General features: G+C 71.3%; 17 protein-coding genes. 5 read left to right on the forward strand and 12 right to left on the reverse strand.

Annotated features, from left to right (window positions below):
- The first annotated feature begins 37 nt into the window (after positions 1 to 37).
- The 3 genes from OG580_RS03285 (at position 38) to OG580_RS03295 (ending at position 2,803) form a co-directional block, all read left to right on the forward strand.
- On the forward strand, positions 38 to 1,402 hold the full coding sequence (locus OG580_RS03285) for a PQQ-binding-like beta-propeller repeat protein (RefSeq protein ID WP_267042126.1): 1,365 nt from the start codon (positions 38 to 40) through the stop codon (positions 1,400 to 1,402).
- Positions 1,403 to 1,690: 288 nt separating this feature from the next.
- Positions 1,691 to 1,891: a hypothetical protein gene (locus tag OG580_RS03290; RefSeq protein ID WP_267042127.1), complete on the forward strand. Its 201-nt coding sequence runs from the start codon at positions 1,691 to 1,693 to the stop codon at positions 1,889 to 1,891.
- A gap of 123 nt (positions 1,892 to 2,014) precedes the next feature.
- The gene (locus tag OG580_RS03295; protein ID WP_267042128.1) at positions 2,015 to 2,803 is read left to right on the forward strand and encodes a helix-turn-helix transcriptional regulator; all 789 of its coding nucleotides are present in this window, start codon (positions 2,015 to 2,017) and stop codon (positions 2,801 to 2,803) included.
- Between the two features lie 38 nt (positions 2,804 to 2,841).
- Here OG580_RS03295 and OG580_RS03300 read toward each other — a convergent pair whose 3' ends face one another.
- Entirely contained in the window at positions 2,842 to 3,837 is a 996-nt protein-coding gene (locus OG580_RS03300; protein ID WP_267047874.1) for a helix-turn-helix transcriptional regulator, read from the reverse strand.
- 351 nt (positions 3,838 to 4,188) lie between these two features.
- Here OG580_RS03300 and OG580_RS03305 point away from each other — a divergent pair, with 351 nt between their 5' ends.
- A complete protein-coding gene (locus OG580_RS03305) occupies positions 4,189 to 4,974 on the forward strand; it encodes a BTAD domain-containing putative transcriptional regulator (RefSeq protein WP_267042129.1) in 786 nt (261 codons plus the stop codon).
- A gap of 80 nt (positions 4,975 to 5,054) precedes the next feature.
- Complete coding sequence (locus OG580_RS03310) at positions 5,055 to 5,534, forward strand: hypothetical protein (protein WP_267042130.1); 480 nt, start codon at positions 5,055 to 5,057, stop codon at positions 5,532 to 5,534.
- A 9-nt stretch (positions 5,535 to 5,543) separates the two neighbouring features.
- Here OG580_RS03310 and OG580_RS03315 read toward each other — a convergent pair whose 3' ends face one another.
- The 11 genes from OG580_RS03315 to OG580_RS03365 form a co-directional block, all read right to left on the reverse strand.
- Positions 5,544 to 6,500: an LLM class flavin-dependent oxidoreductase gene (locus tag OG580_RS03315; protein WP_267042131.1), complete on the reverse strand. Its 957-nt coding sequence runs from the start codon at positions 6,498 to 6,500 to the stop codon at positions 5,544 to 5,546.
- 47 nt (positions 6,501 to 6,547) lie between these two features.
- Positions 6,548 to 9,367 carry a type 2 lanthipeptide synthetase LanM gene (gene lanM / locus OG580_RS03320; RefSeq protein WP_267042132.1) on the reverse strand — a complete coding sequence of 940 codons (2,820 nt, stop codon included), beginning with the start codon at positions 9,365 to 9,367 and terminating at the stop codon, positions 6,548 to 6,550.
- Positions 9,364 to 11,529 carry a peptidase domain-containing ABC transporter gene (locus OG580_RS03325; RefSeq protein ID WP_267042133.1) on the reverse strand — a complete coding sequence of 722 codons (2,166 nt, stop codon included), beginning with the start codon at positions 11,527 to 11,529 and terminating at the stop codon, positions 9,364 to 9,366. The genes lanM and OG580_RS03325 overlap by 4 nt, the downstream gene beginning before the upstream one ends.
- Before the next feature lie 234 nt (positions 11,530 to 11,763).
- On the reverse strand, positions 11,764 to 11,937 hold the full coding sequence (locus tag OG580_RS03330) for a class II lanthipeptide, LchA2/BrtA2 family (RefSeq protein ID WP_167346869.1): 174 nt from the start codon (positions 11,935 to 11,937) through the stop codon (positions 11,764 to 11,766).
- 231 nt (positions 11,938 to 12,168) lie between these two features.
- Positions 12,169 to 12,906 (reverse strand): hypothetical protein, encoded by a 738-nt coding sequence (locus OG580_RS03335; protein WP_267042134.1) that lies wholly within the window; start codon positions 12,904 to 12,906, stop codon positions 12,169 to 12,171.
- The gene (locus tag OG580_RS03340) at positions 12,906 to 13,820 is read right to left on the reverse strand and encodes an ABC transporter ATP-binding protein (protein ID WP_267042135.1); all 915 of its coding nucleotides are present in this window, start codon (positions 13,818 to 13,820) and stop codon (positions 12,906 to 12,908) included. Before OG580_RS03340 ends, OG580_RS03335 begins: the two co-directional genes overlap by 1 nt.
- A 55-nt stretch (positions 13,821 to 13,875) precedes the next feature.
- On the reverse strand, positions 13,876 to 16,017 hold the full coding sequence (locus OG580_RS03345) for a peptidase domain-containing ABC transporter (RefSeq protein ID WP_267042136.1): 2,142 nt from the start codon (positions 16,015 to 16,017) through the stop codon (positions 13,876 to 13,878).
- Positions 16,017 to 18,956 (reverse strand): type 2 lanthipeptide synthetase LanM family protein, encoded by a 2,940-nt coding sequence (locus tag OG580_RS03350; RefSeq protein ID WP_267042137.1) that lies wholly within the window; start codon positions 18,954 to 18,956, stop codon positions 16,017 to 16,019. The genes OG580_RS03345 and OG580_RS03350 overlap by 1 nt, the downstream gene beginning before the upstream one ends.
- A gap of 101 nt (positions 18,957 to 19,057) precedes the next feature.
- A complete protein-coding gene (locus tag OG580_RS03355) occupies positions 19,058 to 19,228 on the reverse strand; it encodes a plantaricin C family lantibiotic (RefSeq protein WP_017237622.1) in 171 nt (56 codons plus the stop codon).
- Between the two features lie 492 nt (positions 19,229 to 19,720).
- Complete coding sequence (locus OG580_RS03360; protein ID WP_267042138.1) at positions 19,721 to 20,908, reverse strand: CdaR family transcriptional regulator; 1,188 nt, start codon at positions 20,906 to 20,908, stop codon at positions 19,721 to 19,723.
- An 86-nt stretch (positions 20,909 to 20,994) separates the two neighbouring features.
- Positions 20,995 to 21,177: a hypothetical protein gene (locus OG580_RS03365; RefSeq protein ID WP_267042139.1), complete on the reverse strand. Its 183-nt coding sequence runs from the start codon at positions 21,175 to 21,177 to the stop codon at positions 20,995 to 20,997.
- Positions 21,178 to 21,346: the final 169 nt, after the last annotated feature.

The following is a 21,346-nucleotide window of genomic DNA, read 5'->3' on the forward strand; positions in this document are numbered from 1 at the left end:
GGGGCTTCGACCGTTCGAGCCAGGGGTGGGGATCCGCATGGCAACGCGCACGACCGACGACACGGGGGCGGGGCGGGTGTGGCGGCTGTCGGGCCGTCAGGGAACGGGGCGGCTCCGCCCCCTCCTCGCGGCCGTCACCGCGCTCCTCGTCGCCGGCCTCGCTGCGGGCTGCTCCGCCCTCGGGGGCTCGCTGCGCGTCGTCTGGGAGGCCCCGGTCGACAGCAGCGCCATGAACTACGGCAACGGGGCCTGGCTGGTCGGCGACACGCTCGTCCGCAGCCGTCATGACGCGGTCACCGCCTTCGACGCGGGGACAGGGAAGGGCCGCTGGGAGTACGCCCCACCCGGACAGGAACACATCTGCGCCGTCAGCCGCCGCACGGCCGGCTCCGTCGTCCTGATCGCCCGGGGGAGCATGGCGGACGCGGGCTGCTCGACCGTCGCCGCGCTGGACCTCACGACCGGCCGCGAACGATGGCACACGCCCCGTACCCCGGGAGGGGACCTGACCGAGACGTTCACCGACATGGTCGCCGTCGGGGGTGGGATCGCGGTCCTGCGGGACGCCGACGACATGTGGGCCCTCGACGACGACCTGTGGACCCCCGACGCCCGGCCCGCCGTCTCCGGAACGAAGGCCCTGCGCGCCTTCGACCTGCGGACCGGCGCCCCGCGCTGGACAGCGGCCGTACCCGAGGGCTGCGTGCCCGAGCAGGTCGCCGCCGGAGAGCGGCAGGTCGTCGCCGTACTCGCCTGTGCCCACACCGAACTGCGGCTCGCCGCGTTCGACCCGGCCGACGGCCGACAGCGGTGGACCGCACCCCTCGGCGGCCGGACGACGCCCGCACCGGACGGGCAGGTGACCCTGCTGTCCGCCGAGCCGGCGGTCGTGCGGACCGGCGGGACGACAGAGGGCCGGCCAGGCGCCTTCCTCGCCTTCGGCGAGGGCGGGAAGGCCGCCGGGCGGATCGAGACCACCGGCGGATACGGAACGGTCCAGGCGCACACGCCGGCCCTCGTGGCCGTCGCGGACGGGCGGCTCTATCTCGGCGCCGAGAGCAGGGAGCGCGAGGCGTACCGGGACCGCGTGGTCGCCTTCGACCTCACGAGCGGCAGCCAGGTCTGGCTGGAGGACGTGGCCGTCGCGGGCGGTCTGCGCGCCCTCGACGTGACCGGCGGCCGAGTGACCGTCCTCGCCGACCGCGGCTCCCGGCACGACGGCCTCGACGACCTGCGGGTGCTCGACGCCGCCACCGGAGACGAGAAGGAGAGCATCGACACCGGTCTCGACGTGGACCGGGCACAGGGCGAGCTGGCGGACCTGCTCGTGTACGAGGACCTGGTCGTCGCCGTGCGGCAGGGTTCGGGGGCGCGCCCCTTCTCGGTGTACGCGCGCGAGTGACGGACCGGGGCCTGCCCTGGCGATCACGACCGCGGGTTCACGGGGTGAGGACTACCCGCTCACGCCGGCCGACCTTGGCATCGGCCTCCCCCACCGCTGTACGAGCGCGCTCGTCCACGAGCCCGGTCCGTCGGCGGTGGCAGGATCGTGCATGGTGCGGAGGCAGGAGCATGCCAACGGGGGGTCCTGTGGAGGAGGGGGTTCGCTGCGATGCTTCCGATGTGGTCGGGGATCTCGTCCCGGGCACCTCTGAGGAAACGGCGCCGGGGCGCCGGGAGGGGAAGAACCATGATGCGTACCGCCACCAGCAAGGCTGCCCGAGGGATCGCGGCGGCGATGCTGACCGCGCTGGCGACGGCGGGGGCGTTCACCGCCCTCGCGGGGAGCGTCGCACCGGCGAGCGGTGACGCCGTCGCAGTGGCGAGCGGCTGTCTCGATCCCCGGAACCCGTGTTGGGTCAACGGCTGGCAGGAGAAGCCGGGCACCTGATCCTGTGCGGCGAGCCCGCCACGGGGGTGGGTCCAGCGGTCCGGGTGCCGAGCATGACGCGCGGCCCACCGCCTTTCCAGTACCTCGTCACCGACCGACCGTGGAGCACCGCCGATGCACCGCATGCAGATCCTGGGAATCACCCCCGCGGAGGAGCAGACGTACCGCCACCTGTTGAGGCATCCCGGCAGCGGCGTCGCCGAGATCGTTGCCGCGCCTTGGCACCCGTCCGGGGCCGGTGCGGCTGCCGTCGGGCGACTGAAGGCTCTGGGCGCCGTCGTCGAGAGCGACGGAGCGCTGTGGCCGGAAGAGCCGAAGGTGGTGGTGGGCCTGCTGGCCGAGCGGCTGCTGGCCGAGCTGCACACCATCACCCGCAGCCTTGCCCAGGTCTACACGGTGGTGCGCTCCCTGGAGGACGAGGCGGCCGCCGTCGGCCTGCCCGAGGAGGGTGACACGCCTCCGCCGGACAGCCGGCTGGTGGAGCGGATCACCGATCCCACCGCGTTGCGGGCGAGGGTGGAGGCCCTCGCCCTGAGCACCCGCTCCGAGGTGCTGGCGGGTGGGCTCTGCGAGGAGGTCGACCGCCGGGTCCTCCGGCTGACGTTGCCGCTGGGCCTGCGGATGCTGGGTCGCGGCGTCACCGTGCGGCTCCTGGTGCGGCAGTCCATGCTCGCCGACCCGGTGGTCGTCGCCCACCTGGGCCGGCTGGCCGACGCGGGCGCTCGGGTGCGGGTGCTGTCCTCCTCGGACAGCCCGATGGCGGTGTGCGACGGCGGGACCGCGCTGGTGCCGGTCGAGCCCTCGGACATCGCCAAGGGCGCGTTCGTCACGGCTGAACCCGGCATGGTGAGCACGGTCGTCAACCACTTCGAGCGGCTTTGGGCGGACGCCCGGGAATTCGGGGACGGCTGACGGCCGGGTCACGCCCCGGCCGTCAGACCCACCGACTGTCAGACCCACCCTCGTTCTCGGGCCAGCAACGCCGCATGGGCGCGGTTCTCCGCACCGAGGAGCCGCATCAGCTCCGATATGTGGCGGCGGTAGGTACGCAGTGCGGTGCCCACCTGGCGGGCGCCGGTCTCGTCCTTGCCGACCGTGCACATCGCCCGCAGCACCTGTACTTGCAGATCGGTCAGTTCGGGATCGCCCGACGCGTCGTCCCCCTGCCCGACCAGGTCGGTGAACTCCTCGGCCCCCGCCCACAGACGCTCGAAATTGTTGACGACGGTGGTGACGATCCCCTCCTCGCTCGAGCAGAGGGCGCCCTTGGAGGTGTTCTTCGGGTCCACCGGCACCAGCGTGGTGTGGTGGTCGTACACGATCATCAGCTCGCTCAGGTCCTCGACCACCCGGATCCGGGCCCCGGCGGCGGTCAGTTCCTGGAGGTAGGCCCGCGTGGTGTCGTCCGTCACCGCGGAGGCGCGGACCAGGTTGCGCAGGACGACGCCACGGCGCAGACAGCGCAGGTCGAGCGGGCGGGAGTGCTTGATGTTCTCCAGGGAGAGCGCGTCGTAAGGCTCGGAGGCCAGAACCTCCGTACGGGCGAAGAATGCCAGTTCGTCCAGACGTTCACGGATGGCCGATAACCCCATCAGCCGTTCCACCGGGGCGTGTTCGGAGTTCGGGCCCTGGTCGCGCGCGTCACGCGCCAGGGAGTCCACGATGGGTTTCAGGTCGGACAGCGTGCGGATGGTGTTGTAGAACTCCTCCAGGCGCTGCTGGGCCAGCCGGTTGACCACCAGGTCCGGCTTGTGCGGCCACGCCTTGCCGTCGTCCTCGCGGATGACGTGCAGTTCGCGCAGCCGACGTACCGCCGCGTCCAAGGTGAAGGGTTCCTGTCTCAACAGGACGTGCACTTCGTCGAGTTCGACGCCGGGGTTGCGCAGCAGGTGCCGGTAGAGCTCCTCTTCCGCCGCAGTGAGACCAAGGACCGCCATGTGGTGCACGAGCAAGAGGCACTCCCGTGGGAGAGGACATCGGGAAGGATCCGGCCGGCGTGTGCTGCGGGAATTGTAGAAGGGCGGTGCCCGAAGGGTAAAGGTTTCCCCAGGAGCCCCTGGTGACTCGGCAGTAGGATCTCCGGTGCGGGAACGATCAGGCCGGATCCTGCATCGGCTTGGCCGTATCTGGCCAACAGGCCTTGTTCCTCCCCGCCTTGGGCGCTGCCATATTCGGTCGGGAGGGAGGTGCGGTGCTGACCACGCGACGCGAGGGGGACAGGATGCCGCCGCCGGCGGCCCCTGCGGCCCGGGGCCGGTACCTGCCTCAGCACTTCACACGAGAGGTGGCAGAGCCAGATGCTTTTCCGACTGCTGGGGCCTGTGAGGATCGCGGGCGGTGCCGAGACGCAGTCGGCAGCCCGCCGCGCGCTGCTCACCGCGCTGCTCCTGCGCCGGGGACAGTTCGTCGGCATGGGCGAGCTGACCGAGCTGTTGTGGGACGACCCGCCGAGCTCGGCGGTGGCCAACATCAGGAGCCACCTCACCGGGCTCCGCCGCGGCCTGGACTCCGCACAGCCGGGACTGAGCAAGCGACTGACCACCAGCCGCGGCGCGGAGACCGGGTACGCCCTCGGCGTCGACGCGGACGAACTCGATCTGTCCTGCTTCCTGAAGCTCGCCCGGCAGGGCAAGGAACTGCTCGCCGCGGGCGACCACCGGGCCGCGGTCGGCCCCCTGGACGAGGCCCTCGCCCTGTGGCGCGGCCCGTTCGGCCAACGGCTTCCGGCCACCCGGTGGTTCCACGCGCATACCGTGGGCCTCAGCAACACCCGTTTCGAGGCCTGCCAGGACTTCTTCACCGCCTGCCTGCTGACCCATCGGACCGAGATGCTGTCGTACCGCATCGAGACCGTGCTGGCCGAGGCCCCCTACCGGCAGCGGCTGTGGCAGTTACTCGCCGCCACCTACTGCGCGCAGGGCGACGTGGCCGGCGCGCTGGGCGTGATCGAGCGATGTCGGACCGTCTTCGCCGACGAACTGGGCCTGGACGTCCCTCCCGGCGTCGAGGCCATCCGGGCCGCCGCGCTCACCTGGGACACGGAGCGGGCGCACCGCCTGGTGGCCGAGATGGCGCGCCAGTGACGGCGGGCATCCGGCCGGCGGGGGCTCGGGTCAGACGGCGACTTCGGTCGCTCGCGGTAGGGGAACTGGTCAACGTCCCGTTGCAGACGGCCATCTGGTTCGGCGTGGTCGGTGTGCCGGCGACGGCCGCCAACCTCTTCGGGTTCGCACTGGTCACGCTGCTCCTGCTGGAAGGCGCCGCGTACTGGACGGTCAAGCTCCGTGCCCTGTCCGCCGGTAGCGGCGCGCCGCTACCCGGGGCGGCGGTGTTCGCCGTCGCTCGGGTGGTCAACCTGGTGCTGCTCGGGCTCGGCGTGCCGCTCACCGTTCTCGCGGTGGCCGACGCCCCCGGGACCGGGAGCATCCCAGGCCTGCTCTTCACGCTCTTCGCCGTCCTGGAGCACGTCAACTATTTTCATACCCAGCTGATGTACGACACTCCCGAGGACCGGCGCAGCCGCCGCAGGAACGGGCGGCGCCGGGCACATCTGGCCCGTGACCTGGAGCGGGCTCGGAAGCTCGAGGCCGGGCAACCATCCGCCGATGAGGTCAGTCGCCCTGACGACTCAGGCGCACCGTGACCGGCCCGGTCACGGTGCGGCCTTCAGAATCTCGTAGAGGTCGGACGCGGCGGCCCGGGGTCCGTGCACCGCGCCGACCCCGGTGACGTTGAGGACCACCTCGTCCACGCCGAGCGCCCGGTAGGCGTCCAGCCGCTGGTGGATCTCCTCGGCCGTCCCGTAGAGGAAGATCCCGCCGTCCACCAGGGCGCGGACGTCGTCGGGTCCGCCGTCGCCGGTGACCTGGATCCCGGCCCGCCGCAGGACGGCCTGGTAGTGGGGGAACTGGATGTGCCCTCCGCAGGTCGCCCGCAGCAGTTTCGCCATGTCCCGGTCGGGGCCGGCCAGTGCCACCGGAACATAGGCGGTGACCTTGACCGGCTGCTCCGGACGCCGCTCCTTCGCGCTCCGCAGAGCCGGGATCAGGAACTCCTCGAGGTACGCCGCCGAGGCCATCCAGGTGATGGCCACATCGGCGAGTTCTCCCGCGAGTTCGGCCATCCGCTCCCGCAGGACGCCGAGGCCCAGCGACACCTCCGGCTTGTGGAACGGCATGAGCTGCGCCTTGGCGGAGAAGATCTCCCCCTCGCGGTCGCTGATCCCGCCGTCCAGCAGGTCCCGGACGATGGTGACGTACTCCCGGCAGGCGGTGAGCTGACTGGGGTAGGGCCGTCCCATGGCGCAGGTCTGCGCGGCGAGCGAGCCCGGGCCGTAGCCGGCCACCACCTCGTGCCCGGTGGCCAGCGCCACGGACCGGGCCTCGATCGCCGCGTTGTACGGCGAGCGGTAGGGCATCAGCGACACCCCGAACCCGGCGGGCACCCTGATTCCGGAGCCGGCCAACCAGCTCACGATCTGATGGCTGTCCAGGACGAGACCCTGGCCCTGCCACAGCCGGGCCGCGCCACCCCATTTGACGAGATTGGCGAAGGGGATCACCTGCTCGGGGCGGGTGGCGTTGACGGGGAGGAGGATCGAGTGCCGCATCCCGGCAGCCCTTTCGACGAGTGGTGGAGCGGATGACAGGCGGGCGGTCAGCTCCGGGAAGGCGCCGACAGTTCCAGCGGGAGGCGCAGACCGTCCGGGTCCGCGCCGCTGAGCAGGGCATCGACCATCAGGTCGGTGTCACCCACGCCGGCCCAGCCGAGCATGTATCCGATCAGTGAGGTCCGGCCGGCCGCGCCGGTGAAGTAGCCGTCCTCGCGGATCCGGCCGAGGACCTCGGTCTGATGGACGGCGGCCCGCTCGAACAGGTCCGGTCGTCCCAGGGTGCGGCCCGCGCCGATCAGGCACTGGACGACGCCGCTGCTGCCGTGGCAGACGGAGAGGTCCACCGCGCGGCCGGGCGCCAGGGCGGTCGCCCGGCCGACCAGATCGGCCAGCCGGGACTCGGTCAGCCAGTCCTCCCGGCCCGCCGCGGCGAGGATCTCCGAGCCGGCCAGCAGGAGGCCGGCAGCGCCCTTGCACCAGCCGTGCTCCGCCGGGACGCCGTCCCGCTCCCAGCGGCCGATCAGCCAGTCCGCCGCCTCCTTGGCGGTGCGCTCCAGTCCCAGGACGGATCCGGTCCGGGCGGCCGCCCAGCGCAGTCCCAGTTCGCCGTGGGCCAGGTCCGACCAGTGGGTGTCCCGCTCCCTGCCCAGGTGGGACAGGGTCAGGTCGGTGAGCCGCTCGACCGTCGTGGCGTCGGCGGGGAAGGAGGAGCCGTCGCGGCGGAGACGGTCGAGCAGGACCATCAGCAGCCCGGCCGGGCCGTTGGAGAGGTCGGTCTCCAGCACGCCTTCCGCCGCGCGGTCCTGGAGGGCCTGGAGCAGGCCGGCCAGCCGGGCGGACGCGGTCTCCGGGTCCTCGGGGCGGACCAGCAGAAGCGAGGCGGCCCCCGTGAACACCGACTCGGGGCGCTGCAGCAGCGCCTCGCCGTACTCGGCGAGCAGGGCGGTGAGCCCCCGGTCGGCGCTGCCGGCCGGACCGGCCAGGCTCTCGTCGCGGGCGGCGGCACGGTTGAGGAAGGAGACCACGCCGGCCGAGTCGTGGAAGGAGACGAAGTTGCCCGGGGTGATGGTGGAGGCGTCGCGGTCCGGGCCGATGCCGCCGACCCATCCGCACTCCTCTTGCCCGCCGGAAGCGGTGACCGGCACCCGCACCTCGGCGATCCGGCCGGCGATCGCCCGCCACCAGGTGCCGGGACGGGCCTCGGCCAGCAGGTGCCCCCCGAAGACCCCGGAGGCCGAGAGCCCGCCGGGCGTGTCCTCGCCGCACAGCTCGCCGAAGCACTCCTCCAGCAGGAAGTGGTGGTAGGCGTCGGTGCGGGCCGCGTTGTGGGCGACGCCGCGCCGGGCGAAGTCCAGCGCGGTCGCCGAATACACCCCGGGTGTCGACCCGTTGACCGTGCCGAGCGCGTCGGAGTCGCCCCGGGTGACGAAGTACGGCACGTTGCCGAGGTGCAGCGAGGCGCGCTCCGCGTCCTCCGCGAAGCGCTGCGCATCCGGGGACAGGTAGTCCTGGTGCATCTTCAGGAGTCCGAACAGCCGCTCGGCCTCCTTGGGGTCCACCAGGTACTTCGGGTGGGTGGAGGCGTCGATGAAGCGACCGTAGATCATGGTGGAGCGCAGCAGCAGCCGCACCGGCACCCCGGGGTGGGCCTCCAGGACGCGGGTGACGACGCCGTCCCGCAGAGCCGTCAGGGCCGCACGGCAGCCGGCCAGGATGGCGTCGAACCACTCGGTGGCGATCAGGTGCGTCTCGCCCAGCCGGGGCACGTTGTCGCCCTGCCGGTAGTTGAAAGGCTCCCGTGACACGGCGATGGCGTCCGTTGCCGGGTCGCGGATCACGGCGCTGGTCATGGACGACGGCTGGTCGCCCGCCACGCCGACGCCCGCCATGATGAAGTCGACCGGCGAGGTCGGGTTCACCATCGGCACCAGCATCGTGGAGGCGACGGACAGCTTGGTGTGGTTCATCAGCGCGTCGGGGAGCGACTCGTCGCCCACCCCGGCGTCCGGCCGGAGCATGGTCTCGGTGTCGATGACGCACGGGTGCTCGCCGCAGGCCAGCAGGTTCTCGTCGTGCAGGTCGGTGGCACCGATGGAGCCGAACAGCACCGCCAGCGCGCCGATCCGGTAGAAGTAGCGGTCGGGCTGGTCCGCCTGTTCCATGGCGGCCGGCACGGTGAACTCCTGCCAGCCGTGCGTGCCCACGGTGAACGACCGGGGGACGCAGCGGGACAGCGGGTGCTCCAGGTACGGGGCGACCGCCCGGTACAGGTCGCGGACGAAGTCGTCCGCGGTGAGCGGCCGCGGCTTGAACACCAGCCGGGTTCCGTTGGCCAGGTGGAGGATGTGTACCTGACGGTTGTCGTTGTGCAGGTCGGAGCCGCTGGGTGAGATCGCGGACAGCAGCCGGCCGTCGTCGCCCGGCTCGCCGAGCAGTCCGGCATCCGCCAGCAGCGGGTGGTCGTCGGCGAAGGCGGTGAGGAACTCGCGGTAGGCGTCCAGGGAGTGGGACAGCATCGCGGTCAGTCGCGACCGCAGCACCGGGTACTTCTCCAGCAGGGCGTCCGGGGTGCCGGGCTCCTCCAGACGGGCCGTGAAGCGGCGCAGGGCGGTGTCGCCGCCGGACTCCATCGGCAGGCCCAGCTGCTCGCGGAAGGCGTGGAACTCGCCGATGAGTATCCGGTAGGACTGCGTCTCCACCGTTTTCAGCAGGGCCTCGTGGGCCTGGTCCAGCACGCTGTCGCGGCGGTCCGGGACGGCAGCCCGCAGCAACGGCTCGCGCAGCTCCTTCTCGACCGCGGAGCGGGGGACCACATGGGAGTAGAAGGGGAGGAAGGCCTTGATGGCCACCATGCTCTCGCTCATGCCCCGGCACCTTCCACCAGCAGTTCGGCCGTCCGGCCGGCCCCATCGGCTGTCGCCGCGTACAGGTCCCGGTACACGCTGCCTCCGTCCATGAGTTCCGAATGTGTTCCTTGCTCGACGATCCGCCCCTGGTCGAACACGTAGATGAGGTCGGCGGACTCGATCGTCGACAGGCGGTGAGCGATGACGATCTGGGTGGCGCCGATTCCCTCGATCAGCCGGGTCACCCGGCGTTCGTTGACCGTGTCCAGGGAGGCGGTGGCCTCGTCCATGACGAGGATGGACGGCCGTTGCAGGAGGGTGCGCACGATCGCCAGCCGCTGCCGCTGCCCCCCGGAGAAGTTGGAGCCCATCTCGGCGACCAGGGTCTGCAGACCCATCGGCAGGTCGTCGAGGAAGTCCAGGATGCCGGCCTCGCGGCAGAACTCCCGGACGGTCTCCTCGGGGATGTCCTGGCCCAGGGTGAGGTTCTCCAGGATCGACCGGTTGTGCAGGTGGACCTCCTGCGGGATGTAGCCGATCACTCGGCGCAGGGAGTCCCGGTCGTACTCGCCGGCGTCCAGACCGCCGAAGCGGACCGAGCCGGAGGTGGGTTCGTGCAGGCCGCAGACGATCCGGGCCAGGGTGCTCTTGCCCGACCCGGAGGCGCCCACCAGGGCGACCCGGGCGCCGGCCGGGATGTCCATGGTGACGTCGCGGACCACCGGTTCGCTGTGCCGGGTGTAGCGGAAGGACACCTGGTCCAGTTGGACGGAAGCGGACGCCAGCTCCTTGCGGTCGCCGCCGGGGCCCTCGGGCTCGGTGCGGGTGATGTCGCTCAGACGGGACATGTAGCGGCTGGTCTCGGTGAACTCCGCGTACGCCTGGAACACCGAGGTGGAGATCGCGAAGTAGGTGGCGGCGACGGTCTGCACCGCGATCGCCCCGCCGATGCTGATGGTTCCCCTGCCGACGAAGTAGAGGCTGGCGAGCAGCAGGAGCAGCGGCCCGAACATCTGGATGGTGGCCGCCACACCGGTCACCTGGCCCTGCTGCAGCCGCATCCGCGCTTTCATCGCGTCGAGGGAGGCGGCGTAGGTCTCGCGCCAGGTGTCCAGGTACTGGTCGGCGTAGCCCCCCATCTTGATGGTCGGGATGGAGACGATGGCGTCCAGCTGCAGCGACTGGCTCCTGCCCAGGTGGGTGATCTCCATGTCGACCGCCTCGAGCACCCGCAGTCGGGTGGCGGCCAGATAGCCGGCGTTGGCCAGCACCAGGGCGAGCGCCATCAGCCCGAGCCGCCATTCCACGTGCAGCAGGTAGCCGCTGACGCAGACCATGGTGCCGACGTCCAGCACGCCCTGGGCGACCCGGGAGGAGAGCATGTCGCGGACGGCGTTGACGCTGCCGAGCCGGAAGAGCAGCTCGCCGGGCTGACGGGTGGTGAAGAACCGGTACGGCAGCAACAGCAGCCGGGTGAAGGCGTGGTCCATCAGATGCCGCCCGAGCGCCGACACCAGCGAGGACAGCAGCAGGATCCTCAGGAGATGCAGCAGGTAGTAGCCGACGGCGGCGCCGACCACCATGCCGATGACCCACAGATGGTCGCCGAGCTCCGTCCAGCCGGAGAACCGGTCCACGGACCATTCGGTGAGCAGCGGGATCCCCAGCACCGCGGCGTAGGCGGCCAGCGACAGCGCGCCGACACCGGCCATCCGGCGCCCCGCGCCCTCGGGCAGCAGGGGCATCGTCCGCCAGTCGGCGAATGGCCGGCGGCGCAGCCGGCGGAACGCGGGCCCGGGCTCGGCGGTGAGGACCACGCCGCTGAAGTGCCGGGCGAGTTCGTCCGAGGTCATCCGGCGGCGGCCGACGGCCGGGTCCATGACGACGGCCTGCTCGCCGTCGAAGCTCTCCAGGACCACGAAGTGGTGATCGTCCCAGAAAAGGATCACGGGCGAGTCGAACCGGGTGAGCGCTGCGATGCTCCGGGCGCTCAGCAGCCGGCTCCGCATGCCGCGGGACTCCAGGAACCGCGCGAGCTGCCGGGCGCTCAGGCCGTCCCGTCCCGCGTCCATGTCCTCGCGGACCTCGGAGATGCCTTCGTCCCGCCCGTAGTAACGGAGCAGGGACACGCAGCAGCACAGACCGCACTCGGTCTGGGCGACCTGGGTGACGGCCGGCACGCGTCGCGCGGTCCGACGTGATTCCGGGCGAGCGCCCATGGCTACCGCACCTCCGGGTTGTTGGACGTCGGGCAAGGAGAGGGGCTTGCATTGACGGGCCGTCGGACGGGGCGGGAGACCGGGAAGTCCGGCGCGGGCCGTCGGACCTCGGTCCGGCCCACCCCCACCCCGTCCGTCGTGACCGACGCGGCGGTCCGGTTCAGCGAGCCGCGCTTATCAGAGCCGTCAAGGACTTCAGCACTGGCTGGTGCACTTGGTGGTCGGGCAGGCGGAGGCGGACACCAGGGTCGCCACGGCGGTGACGATGGCGCAGCTCCAGGTCGTACCGCCGTACACGTCCGCCTCGCCCATCTCGACGAGCTCGAACTCGTCGTACCCGCCGAGGACGTCGGCCTGCATCTTCTCCATGGTCTTCTCCTTTTCGAGTTCTCCCGACACGCGCCCGGAACTCGTCTGGCGAAATACGGAACGCGTACCCTCCGCCTTCGGAGGACGCCTCCCAGTCTGTCCGCCCTCAATTCGTCGAACGCATAGACCTGGCGCCTTTGTACGCACACGCTGAAATGCGCCGGAAAACGCGCCGGGCCCCCACACATTCGCGTGGGGGCCCATTCACGGGGTGTGAGGTGCGTCGACCCCTCAGACATCCCGCCGCACAGTCATCCCCTGCCCGAGCGCCACCGCCCCCACCGTCCACACGGTGAGCACGCCAAGACCGGACCACGCTCCCAGCACCTCGTCGCCCCCTGAGCCGCGCAGCACCATCCCCCCCGCCACATCCGGCAGGAACCGTGCCACCTCCCCGACCCCCGGTATGTTGCTCAGGATCGTGGAGAGCATGAAGAACAGCGGAAGCAGAATGGACAGCGCCGCCGCCCCCGACCGCAGCAGCGTCGCCACTCCCATGGAGAACGCCACCAGCAGCATCGTGTAGAGCACCGCCCCCGCCACATGCCCCGCCGTGGCGAGTCCCGTCGGCGCCCGGTGCTCCCCGATACCGCTCTGCACGATCAGGAAGGCCGGCACGACGCCCACCACCGCCAGCACCCCGCTGACCAGGCTGACCAGTCCCACCTTGGCGTAGTAGAACCGGGCCCGGTCGGGGACGGCCAGCAGACTGCTCCTGATCGACCCCGACGCGTACTCGCCCGTCACCGCGAGAATCCCCATGATCACCAGAACGATCATCCCGAGCGGTACGGCCGACAGGCCGAGCCCGACCGGGTCGAACCCCGGCGCCGTCAGCTGCCTTTCGCCGGGAACCATCCCGTAGACGAAGGCCAGGCCGATCATCAGGACGAGATAAACCGCCGAGGACCATTTCGGGGACCGCAGCGTCGTCAACTTGACCCATTCCGCGGACACGGCGTGCTTCATCAGAACCCTCCCGTCGAAGCCCGGTATTCAGCGTGTTCCTGGGTCAGCTTCATAAACGCCTCCTCCAGCGAACCGGCGGAAGCGGTCAGCTCGAAAACGGCAATGTTCTCCGCGCTCGCGACAAGCCCGACCTTCTCCACGGACGCCCCGCTCACCGCCAGCGTCGCGTCGTCCTGCCGCACGGACTCGATGCCCTGCTCCCGCAGTGCCCGCCGCATCCCCTCCGGATCGGCCACCCGGGCCAACACGGTCCTGTCCGAGTGCGCGGCGATGAACGCGTCCACGGGGGTGTCCGCGAGCAGCCGGCCCCGGGCGACGACCACCAGATGGTCGGCGGTCACCGCCATCTCGTTCATCAGGTGGGAGGAGACCAGCACCGTCCGCCCCTCCCCGGCCAGTCCCCGCATCAGGTCCCGGATCCACCGGACACCCTCGGGGTCGAGCCCGTTGACCGGCTCGTCGAACAGCAACACCTCGGGGTCGCCGAGCAGCGCCGCCGCGACGCCGAGCCGCTGCCCCATGCCGAGGGAGAATCCGCGCACCCTCTGCCGGGCCACCGCAAGCAGGCCGACCCGGTCCAGGACCTCGTCGGCCCGGGTGGCGGGCAGGCCGTGGGAGGCGGCCAGCACCCGCAGGTGGTTCCGGGCACTGCGGCCCGGGTGCACGGCCCTGGTGTCGAGCAGCGCTCCCACCCGGGTCAGCGGGCGCGCCAGGCTCCGGTAGGGGACGCCGAAGACGGTGGCCCGGCCCGCGGTGGGCTCGTCCAGACCGAGGATCATGCGCAGGGTGGTGGACTTGCCGGCGCCGTTGGGGCCGAGGAATCCGGTGACCTTCCCCGGGGTCACGGAGAACGACAGACCGTCCACGGCGACCTTCGCGCCGTACCGTTTGGTGAGGTTCTCGACCTCGATCATCACAGCACCTCTCGTCCATGAACAGTCGTGACCGGACCGCCATGCCCACCGGCCCTCATACGGCCCCCGCCACCGGCTCCGCGTAAAGCCCCGCGTACACCCCGCCCAGGGCCAGCAACTCCTCGTGCGTCCCCCGCTCCACGATCCGGCCGCGGTCCAGGACGTGGATCAGGTCCGCGTCCTGGATCGTCGCCAGCCGGTGCGCGATGACGATCTGCGTGGCGCCGGTCTCCGCGATGATCCGGGAGACCCGCCGCTCGTTGGCGGTGTCCAGCGAGGCGGTCGCCTCGTCCAGGACGATGACCCGCGGCCGCTGCAGCAGTGTCCGCACGATGGCCAGCCGCTGCCGCTGCCCGCCGGAGAAGTTGGAGCCCATCTCGGACACCAGGGTCCGCAGCCCCATCGGCAGTTCCTCGACGAAGTCGAGGATCCCCACGGCCGCGCAGTACTCCCGGACCGTGGCCTCGTCGATGTCCTGGCCCAGGGTCAGGTTCTCGAGGATGGTCCGGTTGTGCAGGTGGACCTCCTGCGGGACGTACCCGATCTGCCCGCGCAGGAAGTCGGTCCGGTAGGCGCTCATGGGGTGGCCGCAGAACTCCACCGCCCCTCCGGTCGGCTGGTGGAGCCCGCAGACGACGCGCCCGACGGTGGACTTGCCCGAACCCGACGCGCCGACGAACGCCACCTTCGCGCCGGCCGGGATCTCCAGCGACAGGTCCTCCAGCACCGGCCTGCTGTGCCGGGTGTAGCGGAACGACACCTCCCTCAGCCGTATCGAGGTGTCGTGGAGTTCCGTGAGGGGCCCGCCCTCCGGCTCGCTCTCGTGCGCCGTGATGTCGCTCAGCCGGCTCACGTAGCGGGAGGTCTCGGTGATCTCCGTCAGCATCTGGAAGACGGACGTGCTCAGGGCGAAGAAGGTGCCCGCCACGGCCTGCACGGCGATGGCCGAGCCGATGGTCACCGTCCCCCGCGACACGAAGTGCAGGCCGGCCAGCAGCAGTGCCAGCGGGCCGAACATCTGCGTGGTGGCGGCGATTCCGGAGATCCAGCCCTGCTGGATCCGCATCCGGGTGCGCATCGCGTCCAGCGAGGCGCTGTAGGTCGCCTCCCATTCGTCGGCGAACCGGCCGGCGTAGCCGCCCATCTTGATGGTGGGGACGGACACGATGGCGTCGAGCTGTGTGGACTGGGAGCGGGAGAGCAGCGCGAGCTCGGTGTCCGTCACCTCCTTCACCCGGTGCCGGCTCAGCCACAGGAAGCCGCCGTTCAGCAGGAACAGCGCGAGCGCCAGAAAGCCGATGCGCCACTCGGTGACGAACAGGTAGACGCCGATGCAGGCCAGGGTCCCCACGTCCAGGACGCCCTGGGCGATCCGCGAGGAGAGCAGGTCCCGGACGCTGTTGACGGTGTTCAGGCGGAACAGCAGCTCGCCGGGCTGCCGGGTGGCGAAGAACTTGAAGGGCAGGGAGAGCAGTCTCCTGAAGACATGGCTCATCAGGTGATGGCCCGTCACGGCGATCAGCCCCGCCAGCGCGGCGGTGCGCAGCATCCACAGCAGCAGGTAGCCGATCGCGGCCGCCGTCACCGCCCCCGCGATCAGCCCCGTCTGGGACAGGTCGCTCCAGGCGTCGTCCCGGTCGACGGCCCATTTGGTCAGCGCCGGTATGCCCAGCACAGCCGCGTAGGAGCCCAGCGACAGCAGGGCGACCAGGGCGATCCGGCGGCCTGCCCGGGCCGGGACCAGCGGCAGCGACCGCCAGTGCCGGAAAGCGGGGAGGGACTGCCGGGTGAAGTCCGGGCCGGGGGAGGCCGCGATCACCACCTGGGAGAAGCCGGCCTCCAGTTCGTCGCGGGTGAGGCGCTTGCGGCCCACGGCCGGGTCCATCACCCAGGCCGTCGTGCCGTCGAAGCGCTCCAGGACCAGGAAGTGGTAGTCCTCCCAGAAGAGGATCACCGGCTCCGTGAAGCCCCGCAGGGCCTCCACGCTCCGGGCCCGGAACGCCTTGACCTCCATGCCCCTCGAGCGCAGGAAGTCCGCGAGCTGCTTGGCACCGAGACCGTCCCGGCCGGCCTCCAGGTCCTCCCGCACGGTCCGGAAGTCCTCGGTGCGGCCGTGGTACCCCATCACCGCGACGCAGCAGCACAGCCCGCACTCCGTCTGGGTGACCTGGGTGACGGAGGGAACCCGGAGGCCCATCAGAGGGCTCCGTGCCAGATCGGCGACACCCGGGGCCGCGCGTCGTCGAGGCGGCCGAGCAGGTGCAGCAGCACACCCGAGGAGCCCACCATGGCGCTGTCGGTGTGCGCGTAGCGGGAGCCGGTGTCGGCGAGCTTCTCCGCGATCACGTCGGGTCCCAGCCGGCGCGCCTCGACGGCGGCGGCCCGCTCCAGCAGCTCCTGGTCGTCGCCGGCGATCCGGCGGACCACGTCGATGTTGCCGAGGTCGCCGTGGCACCAGGTGAGGTTGCGTCCGAAGCCCTGCCGGAAGGTGTTGTCGAGGGCCGCCTCCAGGCGCTCGGCGGCCCGTTCGTCCGCTGTCCGGGCGGTCACGGCGGACAGCGCCATGGCGATGCCGGCGGCGCCGTGGCACCAGCCGGTCGAGAACCGGCCCGGGAAGGCGGAGTTGGTGGACCAGTTCCGCTCCTGGGGCACGTAGAAGGACTCCAGGCGGTCCGTCAGCACACCGATGGCGGTGTCGACGCGGCGTCCGGGGAGGTCGGGCAGCGTGGCGAGGGCGTACAGGACTCCCGCGACGCCGTGCGCGAAGCCCGACTGCTCCCACCAGGAGCCCGACGGTTCCTCCACATGGCCCAGCAGCCGGCCGGTGAGCCCGTCCAGGGCGTCGAGGCTGTGGTCGCCGCCGATCGAGGCGATCATCGTGGCGATCCCGGAGATCCCGGAGATCACCTCCGGGGTGTTCTCGGGGCCGAGCTGCTCCACGACCAGCGGCACGGCGTCCTGTGCCGCCTTGACCCAGCCCGGCTCCCGCAGGATTCGCCCGGCCTCGCACAGAGCGAACAGCAGGCCGGTGGTTCCCGTGTAGGCGCCGGCACCGCTCTGCCGGATGCTGCGCAGCTCGTAGACGCCGTCGGTGAGGATGCCGGCGCTGCGCTCGAAGACCTGGCGCGCCACCCGCTCGTAGCGTTCGTCGCCGAAGTGGGCCGCGGCCGCGGCCAGGGCCAGCGCGGGGCCGGTGCGTCCGGTGTACAGGTCGTACCCCAGCACGCCGGAGGGCCAGGGCCGGGCGGCCTGCGCGGAGGCCAGCGGGCCGATCCATGTGGCGGGGAGATGACCGTACTGGTCGGGGAGGCTGCCCGCGGTCAGGGCGTCGGCCAGCGACCGGGCGAGCCGCTCCAGGCCGGTGCGCTCTCCGGTGGAGGCCCGGCCGTTCCAGGCGGTCCCGCCGGAGAGGTGGTTGTCGGGGAAGCGGGAGCAGAAGGCCGAGTGGAGCAGCCGTAGCTGCCGCCTCACCGCCTGCTCGTCGAGCGCCGCGGCCTTGGCCAGCGCCCGGGAGAGCGGGGTGCGGTCGATCCGGACGCCGGTGTCCTCGCCGTCGCAGTCGTGGACGGTGGTGCCGGTGGCGGGCACGGTGAAGTAGGGGACGTCGCGTTCGGCCATCTGCCGCAGTTCCGAGCCGACCAGCCTGCGGTCGGAAAACCGGGAGGGGATGGCGATCCTGTGGAGCAGGGCCTGGGCGAGCGCCGGGTCGGCCATCGCGGCGGCGGAGGCTGCCATCCGCAGGATCTGCGCGTACTGCGACGTCGGGTTGTGGATGTAGCGGAGGCGCATGGCCGGAGCGAGCTCCTCCAGCAGGGTGGTCCACCAGGAGGGCCGGCGCATCACCGCCTCGCAGACCTGCCGGAACCCGTCGGCCATCTGTCCGGCGAGCCCGTGGATCTCCTGTTCGGTGCTCTCCCGGACCACGGTGGAGCGCTGCTCGGACGTGCGGGCCTGGAGGTGCACCCGGATCCGGTCGGTGAAGGGGTCCTCGAAGACCATGGTCTTGAAGGGGGAGACGCCCTGGTTGTCGCCGCCGAGGAAACCGAGGTCGACGTAGCCGGAGTCCTCGTTCTTGCCGGCCAGGACCAACGGGAGGATCCCGATGCCGTAGACGCTGCGGCCGATCTCGTCGTACGCGTTGCCCTCGGCCTCCGGGGTGGGGCCGGTGTGCACCCGGGAGGGGTGCAGCAGCGTCTCAAGGTCGATGGCCACCGGGCCCAGGCGGGTGGGCAGGATGTTCTCGAAGTGCATGTCCCGCGCGTCCAGCAGGTAGAACACGGCGGCCAACTGGCCGCAGGCCCGCATGAACGGCACGCTGAATCCGCCGATGTCCTCCTGTTCGACGTACTCGACGTACCCGTACCCGTCGCGCACCAGGGTGCGGGCGGCGGGCAGTGCGCAGTCGGCCTCCGCGTTGACGCGCTCGACGACGGTCTCGAAGGCCGCCTCACAGGAGACGTCGCGGGGCTTGTAGACCAGGCGGGCCCCCGAGGCGAACGTCAGGATGCTCACCGCCCTGCCGTGGGCGTGCGCGTCGCCGTCGGCCCGGCCGATGGACAGCAGCGGGTCGCCGGGGGCGATGCGGGAGAACCGGAACACCTCGTCCCGGTCGGCGTGGAGGCGCCGGACCAGTTCGCGCGCGGTCTCGCGGGCGTTGCGCACCACATGGCCGGCCGCGGAGCGGAGCACCGGGAACGGCTCCAGGGCGTCTCTCCACGCCCGGGTGACGAAGTCCTGGTAGCGCTCGTGCGGGGTCGCCCCCCGCAACAGCCCGTCGGTGGAGGCCTTGTTGACCGCGGCGACCAATGTACGGGTCGCCACGTCGCGCAGCCGGGCCTCGGCCCGGCCGAGTACCTGGAGCGTGAAGGCGTCCAGGTCGGCGACGGCCTCCGTGAGGTCCTCGGGGAGGAGCCTGCCGGCAGCCGGCAGTGCCAGCTGCCGGATCACGCGCTGGAACGGGTACTCCTCCGGCTCCAGCGACCAGGCGAGCGCGGCCGGCGAGGGGGCCTCTGGAGCGACGTCGGACGGAGCCGAGAGCTTGACGTGGACGGCGGGCGCGAAAACGCCGAGGGGCTCGATGGTTTCGCGGATTTCGACGCTGTCGAGTTCTGGGTAAAGATTCGCGGGCGAGATCAATGCTCCGGCTCCCTGCGCGGAAGATGATAGATTTCCACGTTGCGCCGGGGGCGGGGAGCATGAGCCGCTCCCCGCCCCCGGTCCATGCCCAGCCTTCGGGCTCAGTTGCAGTTGGGCTGGCACTCCTTGGTCAGCGTGCACCAGCCGCCCTGGTTGCCGAGGAAGTCGGACAGCGAGAACGTGTTGGTCGAACACGCGCCATAGGCGACGCCGTCGAAGTCCTGCTCCGCGATCTCCTCGATGAGCGAGATGTCACCGTCGAAGTTGTTCATGTGAATTCACATCCAATCCGGCCGCATATACCCGATGGGCCATTCTGCGGAAAGATTTCGGCCCATGGCTCGTCGCCCGGCTGAGCGACGAGGGAAAGCTATGCGCGTCGATAGCCAGTCCACAACCCATCGGTTGCCCGACGGGTCACTGAAATGCGTTTCCCGTGATGCTGCGGGAGCCCCCTGTGACACCGTTGAGCTGCAGCTTCGATGCCATGTGGCCGAATCCTGCCAGGGCGCTGGCAACTTGGTGCAGTTCATTTCCCGGCGGATTCGTGCGCGGTCGTATGCGCGACCCGATGCACTGGATATGCGCGGCGAATAGGGGGCCGAATGCGATCGGCCAATTTCCGCTCGCGATACTTTCGTGGCCGGGGATCGTCCCCGTGACACGGCCGGCCGGTCCGCGCCCGGCAGGAAGTGATGCACCGCCCGCGGCGCTCCTCGCGCAGGGGATCCCGGGCACCCCGCTTCGCCTTCGCCGTCCCGAGGTCAGTCGGGCGGTGGGGCCAGATCCCCGCGCAGCCGCCGGGTGCGGAGCGCCAGCTCCAGCTCGAAGCGGCGGTCCGGGTCGTCCAGGTCGTCGCCCCACAACTCACGGAGCTGCCTCAGGCGGTAGCGCACGGTCTGCGGGTGGACTCCGAGCCGGGCGGCCACCTCGGGAGCACCACCCCGCGTTTCCAGCCAGGCCAGCAGCGTCTCGGCGAGTCGTTGGGCGTGCGCCGGGCCGCCGGCCTCGTCCAGCCGCGCCAGCCGCCGCCGCGCCAGATCGTCGATCAGCTCACCAGCGGGCAGCAGCACCAGGGCTTCGACGTGCTCGCCACAGTGCAGGAGCCGCCCTCGTGGCAGCAGACCCTGCTCGATCATCCCGACGGCGGCCTCCGCCCAGCGCAGTGACGTGACGGCCTCCGCCAGCGGGACCGACGGCCCGATCGCCCCGGACCAGCCGGTCACCGCCCGGTCCAGCAGCTCCGCGCGTCCCGGGGCGTCCGGGTCCGGTACGACCAGACGCGGCTGCGCGCCCTCCATGTCGAGCAGCATCTCGTCGCCCACGGCAGGGGCGACGGCCTCCTGGGCAGGGCGGAGCAGCACCGCGACCGCCACCTTCCCGGGCAGCTGCCAGCCCAGGTCGGCCGCGCGGTCGGCGAGGAGGGCGGTCGGATCCGTGCGGTGTTCGGTGAGCAGGAGATCGACGAGCAGCCGTTGCAGGCGCAGGCGCTCCCCGGCCTGGCGGGCGACGGCTTCGGCGTAGCCGCGTACCGACTGGGCCACCATGACGTCGAGGTACTCGAACGCCGACTCGGCCAGTTCGTACATGGCCGACGGCGGGATGTCGACCTGCTGGCCGACCTCCGCCATGCGCCGCCAGGAGAGGCGGACGCCCAGCCGGTAGATCCCCTGCAAGGAATCCAGGCTGCGCCCTTGGGAGACCTCGCCGCGCCCGAAGTCACGGAACAGCTCCGGAAGGGCGCGCGGCCGGTCCGACCCCGTGGTCATCTGTTCCACGAAGAGCTCGAGGGCGTGCCGGATGGCCACCAGGGCCTTCGGTTCTCCGGACTCGTCGGGCAGGAGCACCAGGCCCGGATACTCCCGACGGATCTCGGCGAGGATGTCCTGGGCCAGTTCGGGGACCTGCTCCAAGGCGCGGTCGGCGAACTGCCGAATCCGTTCTCGTGGCACGTCGTGCCACGCTGACGACGTTTCCACCACACCGCTCCTGGGCGTCCGGTTCGTACGCACTCGGTCTGCGGGCCTCATGTTCCAACCTAGCCCGCACCGGAGCCGGCCGTGCCGGATGTGTCGTCCGCGGGCGGTTCGGGGAACGTGACGAGCGGCACATTCTGCTGCTCGGGTGTGGCGTCGAGAGCGGTGACGATTCCGAAGGCGGCGCCCGCGGCCAGGAGGGCGGCGGCGACGCAGGTCAGGAAGGCGGCAAGCAGTCTGGGCATGGGGATGATCGGCCTCTCGGTCATCGAGGTCTGTCACCCAGCGCACCGGCCCGGTCCGGCGCCGCCAGTATGAGAGGCGCATTGACAGGTGGTCAAGAGCCGCCTAATTTCGCCGCCACAGGACTGTTACTCCCGGGTACGCATTCTCGCCCCGGTCAGGCTGCACCCC

Source organism: Streptomyces sp. NBC_00094, from assembly GCF_026343125.1.
GTDB lineage: Bacteria > Actinomycetota > Actinomycetes > Streptomycetales > Streptomycetaceae > Streptomyces.

Bases quoted from the DNA above. Each gene is read 5' to 3' on its own strand.
- lanM (WP_267042132.1), bottom strand. From the start codon at position 9,367: ATGAGCGAGAGCATGGTGGCCATCAAGGCCTTCCTCCCCTTCTACTCC.
- OG580_RS03365 (WP_267042139.1), bottom strand. From the start codon at position 21,177: ATGCCCAGACTGCTTGCCGCCTTCCTGACCTGCGTCGCCGCCGCCCTC.
- OG580_RS03305 (WP_267042129.1), top strand. From the start codon at position 4,189: ATGCTTTTCCGACTGCTGGGGCCTGTGAGGATCGCGGGCGGTGCCGAG.
- OG580_RS03345 (WP_267042136.1), bottom strand. From the start codon at position 16,017: ATGGGCCTCCGGGTTCCCTCCGTCACCCAGGTCACCCAGACGGAGTGC.
- OG580_RS03315 (WP_267042131.1), bottom strand. From the start codon at position 6,500: ATGCGGCACTCGATCCTCCTCCCCGTCAACGCCACCCGCCCCGAGCAG.
- OG580_RS03335 (WP_267042134.1), bottom strand. From the start codon at position 12,906: ATGAAGCACGCCGTGTCCGCGGAATGGGTCAAGTTGACGACGCTGCGG.
- OG580_RS03340 (WP_267042135.1), bottom strand. From the start codon at position 13,820: ATGATCGAGGTCGAGAACCTCACCAAACGGTACGGCGCGAAGGTCGCC.
- OG580_RS03285 (WP_267042126.1), top strand. From the start codon at position 38: ATGGCAACGCGCACGACCGACGACACGGGGGCGGGGCGGGTGTGGCGG.
- OG580_RS03355 (WP_017237622.1), bottom strand. From the start codon at position 19,228: ATGAACAACTTCGACGGTGACATCTCGCTCATCGAGGAGATCGCGGAG.
- OG580_RS03290 (WP_267042127.1), top strand. From the start codon at position 1,691: ATGATGCGTACCGCCACCAGCAAGGCTGCCCGAGGGATCGCGGCGGCG.
- OG580_RS03295 (WP_267042128.1), top strand. From the start codon at position 2,015: ATGCAGATCCTGGGAATCACCCCCGCGGAGGAGCAGACGTACCGCCAC.
- OG580_RS03330 (WP_167346869.1), bottom strand. From the start codon at position 11,937: ATGGAGAAGATGCAGGCCGACGTCCTCGGCGGGTACGACGAGTTCGAG.